16 protein-coding genes and 1 riboswitch are annotated in these 18298 nt (G+C 35.4%); of the genes, 3 read left to right on the top strand and 13 right to left on the bottom strand.

Annotated features, from left to right (window positions below):
• Positions 1 to 2: 2 nt before the first annotated feature.
• The 4 genes from sufB to AB8S09_RS09795 form a co-directional block, all read right to left on the bottom strand.
• The gene (gene sufB / locus AB8S09_RS09810; protein WP_294180768.1) at positions 3 to 1409 is read right to left on the bottom strand and encodes a Fe-S cluster assembly protein SufB; all 1407 of its coding nucleotides are present in this window, start codon (positions 1407 to 1409) and stop codon (positions 3 to 5) included.
• A gap of 29 nt (positions 1410 to 1438) precedes the next feature.
• Positions 1439 to 2185, bottom strand: coding sequence for a Fe-S cluster assembly ATPase SufC (sufC, locus tag AB8S09_RS09805; protein ID WP_294180769.1), 747 nt, complete (start codon positions 2183 to 2185; stop codon positions 1439 to 1441).
• A 233-nt stretch (positions 2186 to 2418) separates the two neighbouring features.
• The gene (locus AB8S09_RS09800; RefSeq protein ID WP_294180770.1) at positions 2419 to 2580 is read right to left on the bottom strand and encodes a YezD family protein; all 162 of its coding nucleotides are present in this window, start codon (positions 2578 to 2580) and stop codon (positions 2419 to 2421) included.
• Positions 2581 to 2693: 113 nt separating this feature from the next.
• Positions 2694 to 2811, bottom strand: a riboswitch (SAM riboswitch).
• Between the two features lie 76 nt (positions 2812 to 2887).
• Positions 2888 to 4078 (bottom strand): DUF4317 family protein, encoded by a 1191-nt coding sequence (locus AB8S09_RS09795; protein WP_369869031.1) that lies wholly within the window; start codon positions 4076 to 4078, stop codon positions 2888 to 2890.
• Between the two features lie 147 nt (positions 4079 to 4225).
• On the opposite strand from AB8S09_RS09795, the gene AB8S09_RS09790 reads away from it, so the two are divergent.
• A complete protein-coding gene (locus AB8S09_RS09790; RefSeq protein ID WP_369869030.1) occupies positions 4226 to 5467 on the top strand; it encodes an FxLYD domain-containing protein in 1242 nt (413 codons plus the stop codon).
• On the top strand, positions 5454 to 6590 hold the full coding sequence (locus tag AB8S09_RS09785) for a S1C family serine protease (RefSeq protein ID WP_294180776.1): 1137 nt from the start codon (positions 5454 to 5456) through the stop codon (positions 6588 to 6590). Before AB8S09_RS09790 ends, AB8S09_RS09785 begins: the two co-directional genes overlap by 14 nt.
• A 49-nt stretch (positions 6591 to 6639) precedes the next feature.
• On the opposite strand, the gene thiI is transcribed toward AB8S09_RS09785, so the two are convergent.
• Complete coding sequence (thiI, locus tag AB8S09_RS09780) at positions 6640 to 7782, bottom strand: tRNA uracil 4-sulfurtransferase ThiI (protein WP_369869029.1); 1143 nt, start codon at positions 7780 to 7782, stop codon at positions 6640 to 6642.
• A complete protein-coding gene (locus tag AB8S09_RS09775) occupies positions 7779 to 8915 on the bottom strand; it encodes a cysteine desulfurase family protein (RefSeq protein WP_369869028.1) in 1137 nt (378 codons plus the stop codon). Before AB8S09_RS09775 ends, thiI begins: the two co-directional genes overlap by 4 nt.
• A 129-nt stretch (positions 8916 to 9044) precedes the next feature.
• Between AB8S09_RS09775 and AB8S09_RS09770 the strand changes: the two genes are divergently transcribed.
• Entirely contained in the window at positions 9045 to 9809 is a 765-nt protein-coding gene (locus tag AB8S09_RS09770; RefSeq protein WP_294180783.1) for a polysaccharide deacetylase family protein, read from the top strand.
• Here AB8S09_RS09770 and AB8S09_RS09765 read toward each other — a convergent pair.
• From AB8S09_RS09765 to AB8S09_RS09735, 7 genes are all read right to left on the bottom strand, one after another.
• Complete coding sequence (locus AB8S09_RS09765; protein ID WP_294180784.1) at positions 9793 to 10272, bottom strand: hypothetical protein; 480 nt, start codon at positions 10270 to 10272, stop codon at positions 9793 to 9795. The two genes, AB8S09_RS09770 and AB8S09_RS09765, sit on opposite strands and share 17 nt — an antisense overlap.
• A gap of 15 nt (positions 10273 to 10287) precedes the next feature.
• Positions 10288 to 10950 carry an HAD family hydrolase gene (locus tag AB8S09_RS09760; protein WP_369869027.1) on the bottom strand — a complete coding sequence of 221 codons (663 nt, stop codon included), beginning with the start codon at positions 10948 to 10950 and terminating at the stop codon, positions 10288 to 10290.
• 79 nt (positions 10951 to 11029) lie between these two features.
• The gene (locus AB8S09_RS09755; RefSeq protein WP_369869026.1) at positions 11030 to 12214 is read right to left on the bottom strand and encodes a class I SAM-dependent methyltransferase; all 1185 of its coding nucleotides are present in this window, start codon (positions 12212 to 12214) and stop codon (positions 11030 to 11032) included.
• Between the two features lie 85 nt (positions 12215 to 12299).
• Positions 12300 to 13652 carry a hemolysin family protein gene (locus tag AB8S09_RS09750; RefSeq protein ID WP_294180790.1) on the bottom strand — a complete coding sequence of 451 codons (1353 nt, stop codon included), beginning with the start codon at positions 13650 to 13652 and terminating at the stop codon, positions 12300 to 12302.
• Between the two features lie 355 nt (positions 13653 to 14007).
• Positions 14008 to 15843: an EAL domain-containing protein gene (locus tag AB8S09_RS09745; RefSeq protein WP_369869025.1), complete on the bottom strand. Its 1836-nt coding sequence runs from the start codon at positions 15841 to 15843 to the stop codon at positions 14008 to 14010.
• A gap of 111 nt (positions 15844 to 15954) precedes the next feature.
• A complete protein-coding gene (gene rpsA, locus AB8S09_RS09740) occupies positions 15955 to 17133 on the bottom strand; it encodes a 30S ribosomal protein S1 (protein ID WP_369869024.1) in 1179 nt (392 codons plus the stop codon).
• Between the two features lie 137 nt (positions 17134 to 17270).
• A complete protein-coding gene (locus AB8S09_RS09735) occupies positions 17271 to 18239 on the bottom strand; it encodes a P1 family peptidase (RefSeq protein WP_294180796.1) in 969 nt (322 codons plus the stop codon).
• Positions 18240 to 18298 lie beyond the last annotated feature (59 nt).

Genomic DNA, 18298 nt, shown 5'->3' with positions numbered 1-18298 from the left:
TCCTATCCTATGGTTCCCTTTAATTCCAATTTAATTAGATTGTTCATTTCCACTGCATATTCAAGTGGAAGTTCTTTTGCCACAGGTTCAACAAACCCTGTAACTATCATTTCTCTGGCTTCTTCTTCCGTAAGCCCCCTGCTCATCAGATAGAAAATGGCATCGTCACTTATTCTACCTATTTTGGCTTCATGTCCTATATCAACATTATTGTTGGCTGCACTTACAATAGGTATTGTATCTGACCTGGACTTGCTGTCCAGCATCAACGACTCACAGGATACACTTGATTTTGCATTCACTGCATTTTTTGTAGAGCCTAAAAGGCCTCTATAAATGGAAACTCCGCCATCTTTGGAAATGGACTTGGAATTCACTACAGATGTGGTGTTCGGAGCTGCATGAACAACCTTGGAGCCTGTATCCAGATACTGTCCGGCACCTGCGAAAGTTATTCCCGTAAAGTCACACCTTGCTCCTTCTCCTTTCAATATACTCATTGGGTATAACATGGATACCTTGGAGCCAAACGAACCGGTGACCCATTCTACATGGGCATTTTTATCCACCAGTGCTCTCTTGGTATTCAAATTATACATATTCCTGGACCAGTTTTCTATAGTACTGTATTTCAGAGAGGCCCCTTCTCTTATATAACATTCCACACAGCCTGCATGCAGGTTATTCACATAGTATTTAGGTGCAGAACAGCCCTCTATATAGTGAATACTTGCTCCCTTTTCCACCACTATTAAGGTGTGCTCAAACTGACCTGCTCCCGGTGCGTTTAATCTAAAATAGGATTGAATCGGTATTTTAACCTGGACTCCCTCCGGTACATATACAAAGGAACCTCCAGACCAAACTGCCCCATGAAGTGCTGCAAATTTATGATCAGTTGGAGGTACAAGTTTCATGAAAAGAGGTCTTACCAGATCTTCATGCTCCCTTATGGCCGTTTCCATATCCATATATAAGACGCCCTGTTTTTTCAACTCGTCACTCACATTATGATAGACTATCTCCGAATCGTATTGAGCACCCACTCCTGCAAGAGACTCGTGTTCTGCCTTGGGTATTCCAAGCAAATCGAAAGTCTTTTTTATATCCTTTGGCACATCATTCCAATCATGTTTCATGTTGGTATTGGGCCTCACATAAGTAACTATATTGTTCATATCCAAACCCGACAGATCAGGTCCCCAGCTCGGCATAGGCATCTTATTGTAAATTTCCAGGGATTTAAGCCTGAATTCCCTCATCCAATCGGGATCATTTTTTTCATCAGATATCTCTTCTATTATTTCTTTTGTAAGACCGGAACTAGTTTTATAACTGGATTCATCCTTATTTTTCATATCGTAAATATTTCTTTTTATATCCTCTATACGAGTTTTTTCTTTTTCCAATAAAAACACCTCTCCTTTAAGACAATTAATTAAGCCAGTGCCTTAAACTTATCGTATCCATTTTCCTCTATTTCTTCAGCCAAAGACGCATCGCCGGTTTTAACTATTTTTCCGTTTACAAGTATATGGACATAATCAGGTTTCAAATATTCCAAAATATTGTTGTGATGTGTGATTATAAGTACGGAATTATCCTCCGTCCTGAGTTTGCTTACCCCTTCTGACACTATTCTAACTGCATCCACATCAAGTCCCGAGTCAGTTTCATCCAGCATGGCAAGTTTAGGCTCAAGCACCGCCATTTGAAGTATTTCATTTTTCTTTTTTTCTCCACCTGAGAATCCCACATTCAAATATCTCTTTGCATAGCTATCATCTATTTTCAAAAGTTTTAACTTCTCCTTCAATGCCCTTCTAAATGCCAGTATTCCACTTTTCTTGCCTGTAACAGCAGCTTTTGCGTTGCGTAAAAAATTTTCAACAGTTATTCCCTGTATTTCTTCAGGATATTGAAAGGACATAAATATTCCACGCCTTGCCCTTTCATCCACCTTCAAGTCATTTATCTTCTTTCCGTCAAATATTATATCCCCTGCTGATACAACATATTTGGGATGGCCCATTATAGTATTTACAAGGGTAGATTTCCCCGCTCCATTGGGACCCATTATAGCATGGATTTCACCTTTCCTAATTTCAAGATCAACTCCCTTTAATATTTCATTACCTTCAACTTCCGCCTTTAAATTATTTATTTCCAATAATTTTTTTCCCATTATATCTCTCCTTTATATCAGAGTATTTAAGTCATATTTGATTTTAAAAATCAACTACAATGTAAATGAGTATATAGCTGCGATAAAAATACCCGACTTAAATACTCAACATTGTATCTGATTATATTTTACTATTTATTTATCGAATAATCAACAATGAAATACCATTTTATATTTTCCCTAAAAGTTTTTATTTTCTGATAATATCCCAGTTCCCTTCAAACCACGTAATTTTATTTAAGCCTTATCTTTTCCTTTGTCTCTACCTGAATCACTATTCCATCCTGTATAACCAGCGTTATCGAGCCGTAATTTATACTTTTCAATGACTGTAATATTTTTTTAATATGCTGCTCTGAGATCTGATTTTTCTTCTTTACAACTTTCTCTCCCATTTTAATATTACCCCCTTTATATTAATTTATGAGCCAATTAAAAAATCCTCTTCATAAAAGAAGAGGATTTATATCAAATAAACGTAAAAGATTCAAATTAAGATTCTGCACTCACCTCATCTTCCAGAACTGCATTCTGATGGACTTAGCACCTTACATGCATTGATATGTCTAGCTGCACGGGTTGCTGAAACTTCATCGGGCCATTCCCTAAGTTTCTCTTGATAAGGATCAATATTAAATTATTAGTTTTAATTATATATCATAAAATCAACGTGGTCAACAAATTCTTAATTATTTTATTCAATTAAATATAACCTTCCGCATTTTCAGTTTCCAAGCTGAGTCCGTCTATGGACATACCTTCCTTAAGCTCTATCAGCAGACATTTTTTCCCTCTTTTATCCACTATCTGCCTTACACTGCCCAGGTCTTGAGGCCTTATGGTTATACTTGCACTCTCGTTCTCAATTTTCACTGATTTACTTTTAAAATTGGGAACTACATTTCTCGCCTTAAACTCATGATCTCCGCCGCATACTTCTTGAAAGGCATTTTTTACGGACTTGACACCTTCCACACCGCTTTCCTTCAAAACCCTGGCAATCTCGTTCGTATCCAACACCGGCTCTTCATCCTCTTCATCTTCTCTTTCAAATTTTTCATTTATTCTCCCATATATACTTTCCATCACACCTGGTTTTATTTTGCCTCCTACCACCGTATTCAACACATTTTTGAAATTTTCCCTTTCTTCAAGAGCAGTAGGTTTTACGGCACATTCCAATACCTTTTCCACAAAAGTGCTGTTAATTTGCTTCTTCTTAGAAGAGTAGTATACTACCTTGTTTATATCCACACATCCGCAGGTAAAACTCGGAAACATAAAACCATCCAGTGGTGCATTTAAATTTATAATCATGTCCAATGCAGAATTGGGTTTAAATTTCATTTCACTATAATCAAATTTCAATACTTTCTTTGGAATTTCCACTTTGTTTACACTGCATAATATAAATTCCACAGACTGCATGTAATCTTCAGCATCGTCTTTTTTATGACCCCTGTTTTTATTACTGCTGTAATACTCTGCTTTCACGAAATTTATCACCACGTCCGTATCATATGTATAATTCTCAGATATCCTGTCAACTATCTTGTCTCCAAAAGCAGCTATGTTTTCCCTGGAACTTAAAGCGCTGTACAGTATATGCTGCGTACTTTCACCGTCATCTGAACCAGTATCTTCCCGCCCGTTCTTTTTCTCGAAATCAAGTTCAAATATTTTGGAATCCAGGGATCCTGTAAGCACCTTTCTAAAATTATTCAAATAGAGCTCCCTTTTTTCTATCTCCATTCTTTCAAAATACTCCAGATCTCTCGTTATTATATTCCCGCCGTCTTTTTTTAGATACACACTATAAATTTCTTTAATAGGCAGCATGCAGCTACCCAATTTAAATTCTCTTCTTATATTCGACAAATCTTTTTTATTCATTTTCACATCTCCGCTCTACAAAATAAGTTATAAATTCACCTTATACATACTTATTTTAACAAAATATAATAACATTTGCCAAGAATATAGTATAAATCAAAAAAATTTGATACAATATAAACATAAAAATTTAAGGAGAATAACGAAATGTCTTGTAAAAAATCTGAAAATACAAATGAAAACACAATTAAAATTTATAATATAAGACAAGCTCTTAAAGAAAATATAAGAGAAGATCAGCTAAATGCCCTGGCTTTGGAAAAATCAACGGACAATAGGGCAAAAAACAGTACCAAGGCCAAAATTCATCACAGGGTACCCTTTTACAAAAACAAAAATATAACACTGCCGCTTCTGTCCGCAGTACTCGCTTTAAGTTTCACCTGTGCATCCTATTTCTATGAAACCCATATTTCTAAATATGTCGAAAAAAATAGAATTGCCGCTGAAAACATGGCTCTTCAAGGAAATATATCAGGTGCTTGTTCTCTAGTAGATAGAGCTTCAAATTTACGTCCGAACAACAAAACTCTAAAAGCGGATAAAATATTTTTACAGGATGGCAAAACTGTGGATTTACATATAAATATTGCAGATAATTACATAAAAGATAAGAACTACAACATGGCTTCGAATGAATTGGATGAAGCTGCAAATCTGATATCCGATAAAGCCGGAAACTTTTATTCACTATTAAATAAAAATATAGAAAATAAGAGAATGGATATAACTGTACTGCAGATAAAAAATGAAATGAACAATAAAAGCAGCATAGAGGATTTGGCTGAACTTTTAAACAAAATATCCAACTACAATGTGAAAGAAGCCGGCGAAACCGCTTTGGAACTTAGAAAGAGGATAAGTACCGTAGCTTATAACACAGCCAATGAATATTTGAAAAAAAATGATTTCACCTCTGCACTTCAAACTATAAACAAAGGTATTGTCTATAATCCAGGAGATAAAAAGCTGATAAAATTTAAACAAGTTGTAATATCTGAAAAAAATTCTTTTGAAACCGCCGAAAAGACTAGAATTCAAAATGCCATAGCTTCAGCTGCCCTTGAAGATAAAAACAACAAAACCAATGCAGTTCAAGTAATTTCATCTTCCACTGATATAGATAAATATGGAGATCTCACAATCAATGGAACTGTCAAAAACATAGCTACAAAACCCGTAAGTTCCATACAAATATACTACACCATATACGACTGCAACAATGTTGAACTTGGAAACGATTCTACCTACGTTTATCCCAACCAGCTATCAGTGAATGAAACAGGCAAATTTGAAAATACAGAATATAAAATGCCAAAGGGACATCACTTCAAAATTACAAAAATAACCTGGTCATTACCACAGGAGGACAGTCATGAAGATAAATAAAATTTCTGTTATTATATCGGCAATACTGATAAGTGCCAGTACTGCCGCATGTTTTACCATACATAAAAATATGAGGTCCAAACCTTCCGAAAATTTATCCAAGCTGGGAAATATAACTGAAGTAACGAGCACCTCTAAAACAAGGGATCTAAATTCAATAATCCACGAAAATCAAAAATCAGTGGTATCCTTAGAAGTAAAAAATGGCAGTAAGAGTACAACTGGTTCTGGTTTTATATACGATAAAAAAGGTGATATAGTAACCAATGCACATTTGATAAAAGACAGACTTCCTATAATTATAAGAATGGCCGATACTAAAACATACAGGGGAAAACTCCTGGGTAAAAGCGAAATTACAGATATAGCCTTAGTCCGGGTTGACGCCTTAAAGGGAAAAAATCCCATGAAAATTTCAAGAGATAAAAAAGCAGATATAGGAGATGAAATAATAGCGCTTGGAAGTCCGCTCGGCCCTCAAAATACAGCTGACATAGGTATAATAAGCGGATCAAACATAAACTTCAGTCTGGAAAATTATCAATACAAAAATGTCTACCAGATTTCTGTTCCCGTATCTTCTGGAAATAGCGGCGGTCCTCTTTTAGATAAAAATACAGGACAAGTTATAGGCATAATTTCCACAAAAGCGGATAATAAATCAGTGGGTTTCAGTATACCAATAAACCAGGTTACTCCAATGCTGGACAGCTGGTCCTCAAATACAAATACCACCGAATTTTCAACTCAAAATAGGGATTCATATGAAAATCCAAAACCATCTACAAAAAATGCTGTCTATCTGGTTTCATATTTCTACAGCAGCTTAAATTCCAAAGACTATGTGACTGCTTATTCCTTACTTGGATCAGGCTGGCAGGGAAAAATACCCTATGAAAACTTCCGGAAAAGTTACCTTCAAACCATATCTGTAAAGACGGACAATATGCTCTGTCACCAAATGGAAAATGGCAGCATTGAGGTTTCAGCATCAATCGAGGCATTGGAGGGAAATGAAACAAATTCAGGAACAAACACCTACAATGTAATTTACACTATAGGTTATGAAAATAACAGCCTAAAAATTTTAAGCGGTAAAATCACACCCGCAAAACAGCAGTAAAAAATGAATGCCGCAAAACTGTTTTTTTGCAGCATTCATTTTTTTAACTTCAATTAAAAAATTCGGTATTTTCTATAGCCTCTCCTACAAGAGCATCTATATCCAGAACACTTTCCGCCTTCTTTATCTCCTCAAGCCTCGGTTTAATTTTGGGATGCTTGGGTACAAAAATGGTACAGCAGTCTTCATAGGGAAGTATTGAAATTTCATAAGTACCAATTTTCCTCGCCACATCCATTATATCCACTTTATCCATGGCTATGAGGGGCCTGAACACAGGTCTGTCCGCCGCATCATTGCTTACGACAAGGCTCTCCATGGTCTGGCTTGCAACCTGACCTATACTTTCTCCTGTAGTCACGGAATCTATACCGTACCTGGCAGCCAAATCACAGGCTACTCTCATCATAAATCTCCTCATTATTATAGTCAATTCATCTTCCCTGCAATTTTCAATAATACCCATCTGTATTTTTGTGAAGGGAACCACATAGAGATTTACACTCCCCGTATATTTTTTCAATACGCCAGCCAATTCCTTGACTTTTTCCTTGGCCCTTTCGCTGGTATAAGGGTGGCTGTGAAAATATACATAATTCAAACGTACTCCCCTTCTCGCCATCATATAACCTGCCACCGGAGAATCTATGCCGCCTGAAAGCAAAAGCATGGTACTGCCGTTAGTACCATAGGGCATTCCCCCTATACCCTTGATTCTCCTTGAATATACATAGGTTTTATCTCTTATCTCTATATTTACAAAAAAATCAGGTTTTCTTACATCAACAGATAATCCATGTGTATTCTGAAGTATATAGGCTCCGACCTCCCTACTTACATCCATGGAAGTTTGAGGAAATTTTTTATTTGCCCTTTTTGTCACAACTTTAAAAGTTTTACCTTCATTTTCCATGGAATTTTCAAGAGCCTGCGACTCGATGCTTTCCATGTTGGAATCTACTTCATCCACTACACATATTTCTGATATCCCACATACGTTCTTAAGCCTTTTTATGCCTCTCTTCAAATCATCACATTCTATAAACCATCTTCCCTGATCCACCACAAAAGAATAATCAGTGTCCTTAAAAACATTTTTTATATTATTTTTTAACTTTCTCTCAAATTTTCCTTTATTCAATCCTTTCAGGAATATTTCCGGAGCACATTTCACAAGCAGCAACTTTTTCATTTACCTACTCTCCTTAAAAATTTTAAAGATTTGTCAAGCACATCCACAGTATAGTCCACTTCTTCTTTTGAATTATCTTCTCCAAAACTAAATCTTATAGTACCTTTTATATAGTCTTGGGGCAATCCAATAACTTCCAGTACGTGACTGTTTTTACTGCTCTTAGCAGAGCAAGCGGAACCCGTGGAAACATAAATACCTTTTTCTTCCATCATATGAAGCAGTACTTCTCCTCTGACACCTATAAATGAAACACTCAGTACATAGGGTGAATACTCCGCTCCACTGCTGTTTATTTTAACCCCATCCATGCCAGCGAGTTTTTCCATGAAATATCTTTTTACCTCAGCTGTATGGTGAAAATTTTTATCTCTATTTTCATATATTTTTTCAGCAGCTTTTGCAAGCCCCACAATGGCGGCTAAATTTTCCGTACCCGATCTAAGGCCCTTCTCCTGTCCGCCTCCGTATATCAAAGGTCTTGGTTTTAGACCTTTTCTCACGTAGGCGATTCCGATTCCTCTAGGTCCGTGTATCTTATGGCCGCTGACAGACAGCAGATCTATGTGCATTTTTTTAACGTCTATATCGTATTTTCCGTATGCCTGAACCGCATCTACATGAAATTTTATCCTACCGCTCTTTTCCTTTATGAGCTTTCCTATATCTTCAATATACTGGACTGTGCCAATTTCATTGTTCGTATGCATTATGCTGACCAGCTGGGTTTGTTTGTTTATATTTTTTTCAAGCTGATCAATATCAATACGTCCGCTGCTGTCCACATCAAGATATGTAACCTTGACTCCGCACTTTTCCAGAGCCCTACAAGTATTCAAAACGCTGGGATGCTCTATCTTGGTAGTTATAATTTCGTTCCCGGGCTTTGCAAAACCTCTTATCAAAAAATTATTGCTCTCACTTCCTCCAGATGTAAATACTATCTCATCTCCATCACAATTTAAAGTATTTGCAATTGTATTTCTGCTATCATTCATTTTAAGTTCCGCTTTTAATCCAAGGGAATAAGCTGAAGAAGGATTTCCATAATAGTTTTTCATAGTATCTGCCATTGAACTCACCACTTCAGCATATGGCCTTGTCGTAGCACTATTGTCAAAATAAACTTCCATTACTGTCCACTCCTTACATATGTAAAATAATCAAAAAATAATAGAATTAACATAACAATATTATCATACTTATAAAAAAATAATAAGGGCATATACTAATCGAAGAAGTAAAACAAGGAGGATTTCAAAATGAAAATAAGACACATTTTATCAATTGTGTTGTGTGCCATATATATAACACTAAGCTGCACAACTTATGCAGGATCTGCCGCAGTGGATTCACCTTCCGAAGGGAATATTCCGGATTCATCCTACAGGAATAAAATGATATACCTTACTTTTGACGACGGCCCCAGCACTGAAATCACCAACAAAATACTCGACATACTAAAAGAAAAAAATGTTAAAGCCACATTCTTTGTAATAGGTTATAAAATAAGTGACAATGAAAAAACATTGAGGAGAATCTACAATGAAGGGCACAGCATAGGGCTGCATACCTATACCCACAGGTGCAGCAAAATATATTCAAATGAAGATTCATTTATAAATGAGATGAATAAAACCAGTGAAGAATTAAAAAGTGTCCTGGGATTCGCACCAAAAATAATAAGATTTCCAACTGGAAGCAAAGGGCATTTGAATGAAAATTTTCTGGAAAGATTACATTCTCTCGGATACAGGGTATACGACTGGAACCTATGTTTATCAGACGGCATAGATTACAAAACACCTGTCGACAAGTTATACAGGGAAGGTACAGAAAAATGTGTCAATCCCAATAAAATATTTCTTCTTGCCCACTGTGACAGCCGGAATAAAAACACCTGCGAGGTACTGCCCAAAATAATCAATTACTACAAAGACCTGGGATATGAATTCAAAGCCATCACAAAATATACTCCTGAGTACCATTTCAGGGTGTCAAAATCAAGTATTAATTTACGGGAATGAGTCTATTCTGACCCAGGTCCAATTTATACGCCCTACCGTTTTTTTCGTTTATATAATACCAATCACTGGTGGCAGAATGATCTTCCATACTGTCAAAAACCTGTATAACATAATAGGGCACATTATCTCTTACGTCTTCATGATCAAATACGAATCTAGTATTCTCATTCTTATTTTCATAACATTCTGCAGCCTTCTTCACTGCCTGCTCTGTCGTAATATTTTTTTGTGAAGTGCTGGAAATCCTATTTTTGTTTTTTACAGTGTTTCCATTATCAGTATAAGTACTTTTTCCATAACTTGTTTCCTGGCCTGTTTTTTTATCCGTTTTTGCCCTGTAAGCTGTATTCTCTCCACTGCTATTATGCCCAGCTATCTTGTATTCATAAACTCCAAAACATATTGCCGCAAGTAAAATTACCGAAATTATACCGCATACTTTTTTATATTTCCCGCTCTTCAAAATATCACCTCTCCATTACTCACTTTTAACATTGGCAAACCATCTTAACGCATAATCAAAAGAATCGACAATCAAATCTGCTTTCGTCAATTCTTGATTGCCGGAATTTAAATTCCTAAAAGCCGTGCAGTACATTCCTGCATTTTTTGAGGCCTCTATTCCATTTTTTGAATCCTCTACGACCATACAGCGGCTCGGTTTCACTTTCAAAAGTTCCGCAGCTTTTAAAAATATATCCGGTGAAGGTTTGCTGTTTTTAACGTCATCACCTGAAATAATCTTATAAAAATATTTTTCCAGTTCAAACTTTCCAATGACAATTTCTATAACATTTCTAGGAGAAGATGAAGCTATCGCCAATTTCAAATTTCTCTCGTAGAAAAATTTTATGAATTTATCCACTCCTTTTATAGGTTCTATATTCTTGTCTTTTTTCAAACTATCCAGGTAAAGCTTTCTATCTTTTTTTATCAATTCTTCCACAGGGACAGACAAATTATACTTTCTCTTGATTCTCTCCCACTTACAGCAGCTGGTAACACCTATAAAACCAAGCTGTTCCTCTTTACTTACCTTTATACCATATTGAGACAGCAAGACATCGTCCAGTTTCCTGTGAAGCGGCTCACTGTCTATTATAACCCCATCCATGTCAAAAATAACCGCCTCTATGTTCACATACACCAGCTCCTTCTCTCAAATTAACATTACAGAAAAAATCAGAGCAGATAACGGCCCTGATTTTACACTGTTAAATTCAATCTTTATATAAATAATCCCTTGTCATGGGAAGTTCATTATTAAGACCCTTGGTAAACAGGAATTGGTGTATATCCACCACTCCATAATGAAAAGATGCCGCGCAGGCATTTAGATAAAGTCTCCACATTCTAATAAATCTATCATCTTTAATTTTCTTTATCTCATCCAGGTTATTTTCAAAATTTTCAGCCCAGCATTTCAATGTCATGTAATAGTGAAGCCTAAGGCTCTCTGCATCTACCAGGTGAAGATCATTGTCCGCCATTAAACTTACTAACTCCCTTATAGATGGAATGTATCCTCCTGGAAATATGTATTTCTTTATCCATTCGTTTGCCTCGCCTTCCTTTTGTGCAGTAATACAATGTAAAAGAGATACACCGCTTTCCTTCAACATGTCTCTAACATCCTTCATATAAACGGGCAAATTTTTTCTGCCTGAATGTTCAATCATTCCTACGCTAACTATTCTGTCAAACTTATCTGTTTTTCCTACAAGCTCCCTGTAATCCATCAATTTTATTTCAACTTTTCCCTCCAGATTATTTTCCCTGACCTTTTCAGAAGCTTTTTTGAACTGTTCTTTGCTTAAAGTTACTCCCAGTGCATTTACTCCATATTTTTTGGCAGCTTCAATTACAAGCTCTCCCCAACCGCATCCTATATCCAGAAGCCTCTGTCCCTCTTTTAAATTGAGCTTTTTCAATATGTAATTTACTTTGTTCACCTGGGCATCATATATAGAATCATTTTCATTTTTAAAATAAGCACAAGAATAGGTCATGGTTTTATCCAGCCAGAGACTGTAAAAATCATTTCCCAAATCATAATGATACTGCACGTCTTTTTTGCTTTTCTTTAAAGTATTTGGAAGAACCTTGTATATTTTTGAAAAGCTGTCCGCTTTATGTAAAAAGCTTTCTTTGTTCTTATATATAGATTCTATTATTTCTCTGACATTTCCATCAAAATCCAGCGTTTTATCCATATAAGCTTCTCCCAAAGTGAGAAAGGGATCTCTTACGATGTCTTTATTAGGTATATCTTTATTTATATATATCTTGAATTTTTCCTGTCCTTCTCCATACTTTTCTTCTGTGCCGTCCCAATACCTCACTTTAACAGTATCCGAAAACAAATTTTTTAAAAACTTTTCAAAAAACATTTTGTCTAAACTCATATTATTACCCCTTTTTTATATATTCTGTATACCAATAGGCAGAGATACCCTTATTTAAAGAGCCCTCCGCCTAACTTTCCAAAAGTCAATTCGATTCTTCTATCTTCTTCGGGCAATTTTGAGAACTTATTTTTTTGGGAATATATATTTTCAAATTTTCTATTCTCTTTTCATCTACTTTTTCTACTTTAAAAGTGACATCTCCATATTCTACAGTATTATCTTCCCCCTCTTTAGGAATACTTCCCAAGAGTTCTACTACAAACCCACCTATCGTATCTGAGTTCTCCGATTTTAAGTTGAGATTCAAAAATTCATTTACTTCATCTATAGACAACAGCCCGCTTACCAGATAAGTGTTCTGATCAATCTTATTTATATACTGATCATTGTCATCATATTCATCAAATATATTTCCCATCACTTCTTCAATTAAATCCTCTATTGTTACAATTCCTGAAAATCCGCCATATTCATCGATCAAAATTGCCATATGATTTTTCGTGCTCTGAAGCTCTTTAAAAAGTACATCTATATTTTTGTTTTCCGGCACGAAATAAGGAGCTCTCAACATTGATTCTATATCAATATCTTCCACAGGAGTTTTCATCAATTTGGCAAATAAATCCTTAATATAAAGTATTCCCACTATATTGTCTATTTCATCCTTATATACGGGTATTCTGGAATATTTTTCCTGAACAATGCTTTCTACCGTACCGGCACTCAAATCGTCTATGTCTATGACAAATACTTCCGTTCTGGGAGTCATTACCTCTTTGGCCAGTTTATCGTCAAATTTAAAGACTCCCTCTATCATTTCTTTCTCGGATTGATTAAACACGCCTGTTTCCTGACCCTCTTCGAGCATAGATCTAATCTCCTCTTCAGATACCTTATTTTCGATATCTTCTGTACTTATATTAAACAGCTTCATTAGAATGGTTGTGGATCCAGATAACAATTTCACAAAGGGCAGCATCAATTTACTTATGAATAAAATGGGTTTTATAAATGTCATAGACATTTTTTCTGAATTCTGAAGTGCAATTCTCTTTGGGAGTAATTCTCCAAATACAAGAGTGACATATGACAACAACAGCGTAATCACAATAACAGATATCTTATCACTATAGGGGATACTAAACTTATCCAAAAAAGATGCAAACCTCGTGGACAATGTAGTGGCTGCAAATGCACTGGCAAAAAAACCAGCAAGAGTTATTCCCACCTGTATAGTAGCCAAAAAATTATTAGGTTCTTTTAATAGATTCAGTATTATCTTTGCCTTTTTATCCCCCTGTTCTGCTAAATAATTTATCCTGCTTCTATTCAAAGCAACCACAGCCATCTCTATGGCCGAAAAAAATGCATTAATCACCGTGAGTATTAATATCAGCATTACCTCGAATATTATACCCTGCCAGGTAACTTCCATGCTAAATCAAACGTCCTTTCATTTACTTTTTAAAAATAAATAGGAATTAGATGATAAGTCTAATTCCTGCAATAAAATTCTTTATTTATATTAATATCTTATGATCCATATAAATCATTCTTATCATTTAAAATGCAGTTAAATAGTGGTTTACCAAAGTTCATAGTTCATATAAGACAAAGTTAACAAAACTCTGGCTGGGATGGGTCAAAATCCACTGCCTTACCACTTGGCCACACCCCAATAATTTAAACTTATATTTATAATAGAATTTTTTGTAATTGTAAGTTACATTATAAAGCACAATTTTTGGAATGTCAATAGCTTTTCCAGGGCAATAACCGCGTGAATTAGTCTAATTATCCAATTTGATTTTTTTCTCTTCTAAAAGCATATTTATACATTCTGAAGGCATAGGTTTTCCAAAATAATATCCCTGGATTTTATTGCAGTTTTTCTCTTTTAAATAACTGATCTGCTCTTCCATTTCCACACCCTCAGCTACAACTTCCAGTTCCATTTTATGGGCAAGTTCTATTATTTCTCCAGTTATAATATTTTCATAGGACCCTTTACATATACCGTCTATAAAAGTTTTGTCAATTTTAAGAGTATTGATTGGAATGCTTTTTAAATAATTTAAAGAAGAATACCCGCTTCCAAAATCATCCAGTGCCACTTTTATCCCCATATCCTTAAGTTCAGTTATCACCTGTAAACTCCAGTCAAAGGATTCCATCATAACACTTTCAGTTATTTCCACTTCCAGACATTCAGGCTTCAAACCCGTTTCTTTCAAAGTGTCCCTAACCGTATCTATAAAATTATTATCTTTAAGCTGCACCGTAGAGACATTTACGGATATGAAATCATAAGAATAACCTTTGTTTTTCCACAATTTATTTTGCATACAGGCAGTTTTGAGGACCCAGTCACCTATGGGAACTATGAGACCTGTTTCCTCGGCAAGACTTATAAACTTCTGTGGCATAACCCAGCCTAATTTCGGGCTATCCCATCTAATCAAAGCTTCAAAGCCGACTATGTCCCGGGTCTTGATATCAACCTGGGGCTGATAATACAAAATAAATTCATTGTTTTTTAAAGCTTTTCTCAATTCCCTTTCCAATTCCGTCTTTTCCAAGATTTCATCGTACATGTACTTTTCAAATATTACATATGAATTTTTGCTTGTCAACTTAGCTCTATTCAATGCTACATCCACATTTCTTAGCAGCTTTGCAACTTTTCTTCCGTCTTTAGGAAAAACTGTTATTCCTATGTTAACTGAAACCAGAACTTCATTTCCGCTAAAAACCCACAGACCACTTATGTCGTCGATTATATGTTGAGCTAAATTCTCCAATTCTATTCTGCCATTTATTTCTCGTTTTAAAAGTAAAAAACCATCTCCGCCAGTTCTCGAAACCATTCCGATCTTCATTTTTCTCAAAGTATTCCCTATTTTCTTTAACAGCTTGTCACCATACTCGTATCCAAAAATGTCATTTATACTTTTAAAATTATTTAACTCAATTTGAAATATTGAAAAGTTGTCCTCGGGATACATTTCAATTTGTTTTTCAATTTTTTCCGTAAAATAATTGAAATTATACAGTTTTGTCAGTTTGTCATAATAAGCTATTTTCTTCATTTCATTATAGTGAAGCTTAAAATTACAATATACCTTATACAACTCGTTGTACATACTGTAAAACTTCTTATAATCTCTGCCTAAAATATTATTTCTATATTCAAGTTCAGCCAATATGGTAAATTCATTGTAAAAAAAGTTTATGATTTCATTTATATTTTTTTTTGAAACAACAGGTATTCTAATATTTCCCCTAAAACATCTAAAATTTTTATTTTTATGATTCCCTTCAAGAAATATCGGATTCAAAAAAACTGTTGCAGCACGTTTTCCATTTACAACTATAGGTATACCTATATAAACCAGGCCGTTTTTATCCCTATAAACACCTAATTCATTTCCCCTATTAATCTGGGAAAGTATCTGTTTTTCATGAATTTCAAATTTTAAACAGGATACATTGTATATATATCCATCGGCATATTTCACCAAACAGGATACACCTGTCATGTGAAAAAAATTTTCCATTAAATCTTCAAAATTATGCCCGCTAATTATATCAGGTAACCTATATCCCACATTAACACCAACTTTCATACATTACATCTTTTTTCTGTTCACAACCTTGCTCTGACAAATACTGCAACTATGTTTACACTAATATCAAACTGCCATAGGACATAGTTAATTATATCTGGGTATTTTTCCTTAATCGAACTTCATATTTTTAAATTTATCCTTAAACAAATCTCCCAGAGTAACCCCGCTATCGGAATTGTCTGAATATCCCTTAAAGTTTCCCTTAGAATTGTCTGAGGCATCTTTTATGCTGAGAGACATTCTATTGGCTTTTGCATTTATATTGAGTATTTTTACCTTTACCACATCACCTACATTTAAAACATCTGAAGGCTTTGCAATATGATCCTGGGATATTTCAGATATATGCACAAATCCCTCCAGTCCGTCTTCAATCTCTACAAAAGCACCTATATTTATGACTTTAGTTACAGTTCCCTGAACTACATCATTCACCTTATACTTCTCATCAACATCATTCCACGGATTATCCTCTTCACGTTTCATAGAAAGTGAAATTCTATTCTTCTCCCTATCTGCATCTATTACGGAAACTTTAACATGATCTCCTTCGGACACTACCTCTGAAGGATTTTTTATTCTCTTCCATGAGAGCTGGGATATATGCACTAGACCCTCTACACCGCCTAAATCAACAAATGCTCCAAATCCTGTGACTCTGCTGACAGTTCCCTCCATCTCATCACCTTTTTTTATATTGTTCCACAGCTGTTCCGCTTTCTTTTCAGCCTCCAATTGTTCAACTTCTTTTCTTGACAGCACAATATTATGTCTATTTTTATCCAGTTCAATCACCTTTACAGTCAGTGTCTTATCTAAAAAGTCGCTTAGATTTTTTACATATCTTATTGAAAGTTGAGATGCCGGTATAAAAGCTTTAAAATTATAAAGATCCGCCAGTACCCCTCCCTTTACCACTTCTTTTACAGTCACGTCAAAAGTCTCACCATTTTTAAAGGAGTTTTCAATCTTATTCCAGCCTCTTATTTCATCGGCCTTTATCTTTGAAAGCATCAATTTATCTTCGCCTTTGTTAAGTTCCACTATATATACGTATATTTCATCTCCGGCTTTTAAAAGATCTTCCATGTTTGCATTTTCATCACTACATGTTTCACTCTTAGGCAGCACTCCATCCACCATATATCCGATATCCACTACAGCTTCTTTATCATTTACGGAAATTACCTTTCCCTTTACTATCTCTCCATTTTTTACATTTCCCATAGTTGAATCAATTTGATCAATAACTTCATTCATTGAATTTACTTCTTTATCACTAGCCATTAAAATATCTCTCCCTTTCATTCATACTCACATTATTATACATAGTCAACAGTTATATTTTAACACATAATAGCTGTAAAACTAAACTTTAACTGCAATTTTCGATAATTATCACATATTTTTGACCTGATTAAAATTCATGCAGTCCAAATATCTTTATAACTTCTGTATCCCAAAACCGAATCCGCATTTTTTATTGCTCTTACAATGGCCCTTTCCACAACCTTGGCAGCCAAAAATCCGGCTACACTCAAATCCGACTTTACTTTTCCGGTAGCCATGGTAAATATAGTATCTCCATCAAACATAGAGTGGGCGGGTCTAATAGCTCTTCCATATCCATCCTGGGCCATGGACGCCATTTTATTCATCTCGGATTTTGTAAAATCACCATTGGTAACAACTACTCCAATAGTAGTATTCCCGCTAAACATATTTTTTTTCTCCGAGTACATATTTAACATTACCTTTTCTGTATTCACAAAGGACTTTTTATCTTTCCCCAAAGCACCTGCTATTATACTTCCGCTTCCACTGTCTATTATATCTCCAAGACAATTTACTGCAACTACTGCACCAATTTTAAGATCTCCTATTTGAAGAGCGAAAGAACCAAGTCCTCCCTTCATGGCATATTCATCTCCGAGTATCTTACCCACAGTTGCCCCCGTTCCTGCACCTACACTGCCATTTTTGCATAAATTCAATTCGGAATTTATACACGCTTCATATCCCATGGACTTATCAGGCCTTATCCTATAATCGCCTATATTCAAATCAAACAGTACAGCTCCACAAACTATGGGAACCTTTGTAACACTCACATCAAATCCTATGCTTCTTTCCTCCAAATACTGCATCACACCACCTGCCGCATCCAGTCCAAAAGCACTGCCACCCGTAAGAACTACAGCATGTATTTTATCCACCAAATTAACAGGATTCAATAGATCCGTTTCACGTGTACCTGGAGAACCACCTCTAACATCCACTCCCGCAGATGCACCTTTTTCACATATAACTACGGTACAGCCTGTAGGTCCTTTTAATTTTTCTGCATTTCCTATTTTTATCCCACCTATATCATTCAGCAAAATTTCCCTCATTTTTAACCTGCACCTCCATATTATATTATAAAACCCCAAGCTGGTAAAAGCTCAGGGTT

This window comes from Clostridium lapidicellarium, from assembly GCF_041224415.1.
Lineage (GTDB): Bacteria > Bacillota > Clostridia > Clostridiales > Clostridiaceae > Clostridium_B > Clostridium_B lapidicellarium.
Note: the sequence above shows the minus strand (reverse complement) of the source record. Positions and strands in the feature narration are given on the sequence as shown.

What these genes read in the sequence shown, in the direction of transcription:
- AB8S09_RS09800 (WP_294180770.1), bottom strand. Translation starts at nt 2,580, where the DNA reads ATGGGAGAGAAAGTTGTAAAGAAGAAAAATCAGATCTCAGAGCAGCAT.
- AB8S09_RS09735 (WP_294180796.1), bottom strand. Translation starts at nt 18,239, where the DNA reads ATGAGGGAAATTTTGCTGAATGATATAGGTGGGATAAAAATAGGAAAT.
- AB8S09_RS09755 (WP_369869026.1), bottom strand. Translation starts at nt 12,214, where the DNA reads ATGAGTTTAGACAAAATGTTTTTTGAAAAGTTTTTAAAAAATTTGTTT.
- sufC (WP_294180769.1), bottom strand. Translation starts at nt 2,185, where the DNA reads ATGGGAAAAAAATTATTGGAAATAAATAATTTAAAGGCGGAAGTTGAA.
- AB8S09_RS09750 (WP_294180790.1), bottom strand. Translation starts at nt 13,652, where the DNA reads ATGGAAGTTACCTGGCAGGGTATAATATTCGAGGTAATGCTGATATTA.
- AB8S09_RS09785 (WP_294180776.1), top strand. Translation starts at nt 5,454, where the DNA reads ATGAAGATAAATAAAATTTCTGTTATTATATCGGCAATACTGATAAGT.
- AB8S09_RS09745 (WP_369869025.1), bottom strand. Translation starts at nt 15,843, where the DNA reads ATGAAAGTTGGTGTTAATGTGGGATATAGGTTACCTGATATAATTAGC.
- rpsA (WP_369869024.1), bottom strand. Translation starts at nt 17,133, where the DNA reads ATGGCTAGTGATAAAGAAGTAAATTCAATGAATGAAGTTATTGATCAA.
- AB8S09_RS09795 (WP_369869031.1), bottom strand. Translation starts at nt 4,078, where the DNA reads ATGAATAAAAAAGATTTGTCGAATATAAGAAGAGAATTTAAATTGGGT.
- thiI (WP_369869029.1), bottom strand. Translation starts at nt 7,782, where the DNA reads ATGAAAAAGTTGCTGCTTGTGAAATGTGCTCCGGAAATATTCCTGAAA.
- AB8S09_RS09775 (WP_369869028.1), bottom strand. Translation starts at nt 8,915, where the DNA reads ATGGAAGTTTATTTTGACAATAGTGCTACGACAAGGCCATATGCTGAA.
- AB8S09_RS09770 (WP_294180783.1), top strand. Translation starts at nt 9,045, where the DNA reads ATGAAAATAAGACACATTTTATCAATTGTGTTGTGTGCCATATATATA.
- AB8S09_RS09790 (WP_369869030.1), top strand. Translation starts at nt 4,226, where the DNA reads ATGTCTTGTAAAAAATCTGAAAATACAAATGAAAACACAATTAAAATT.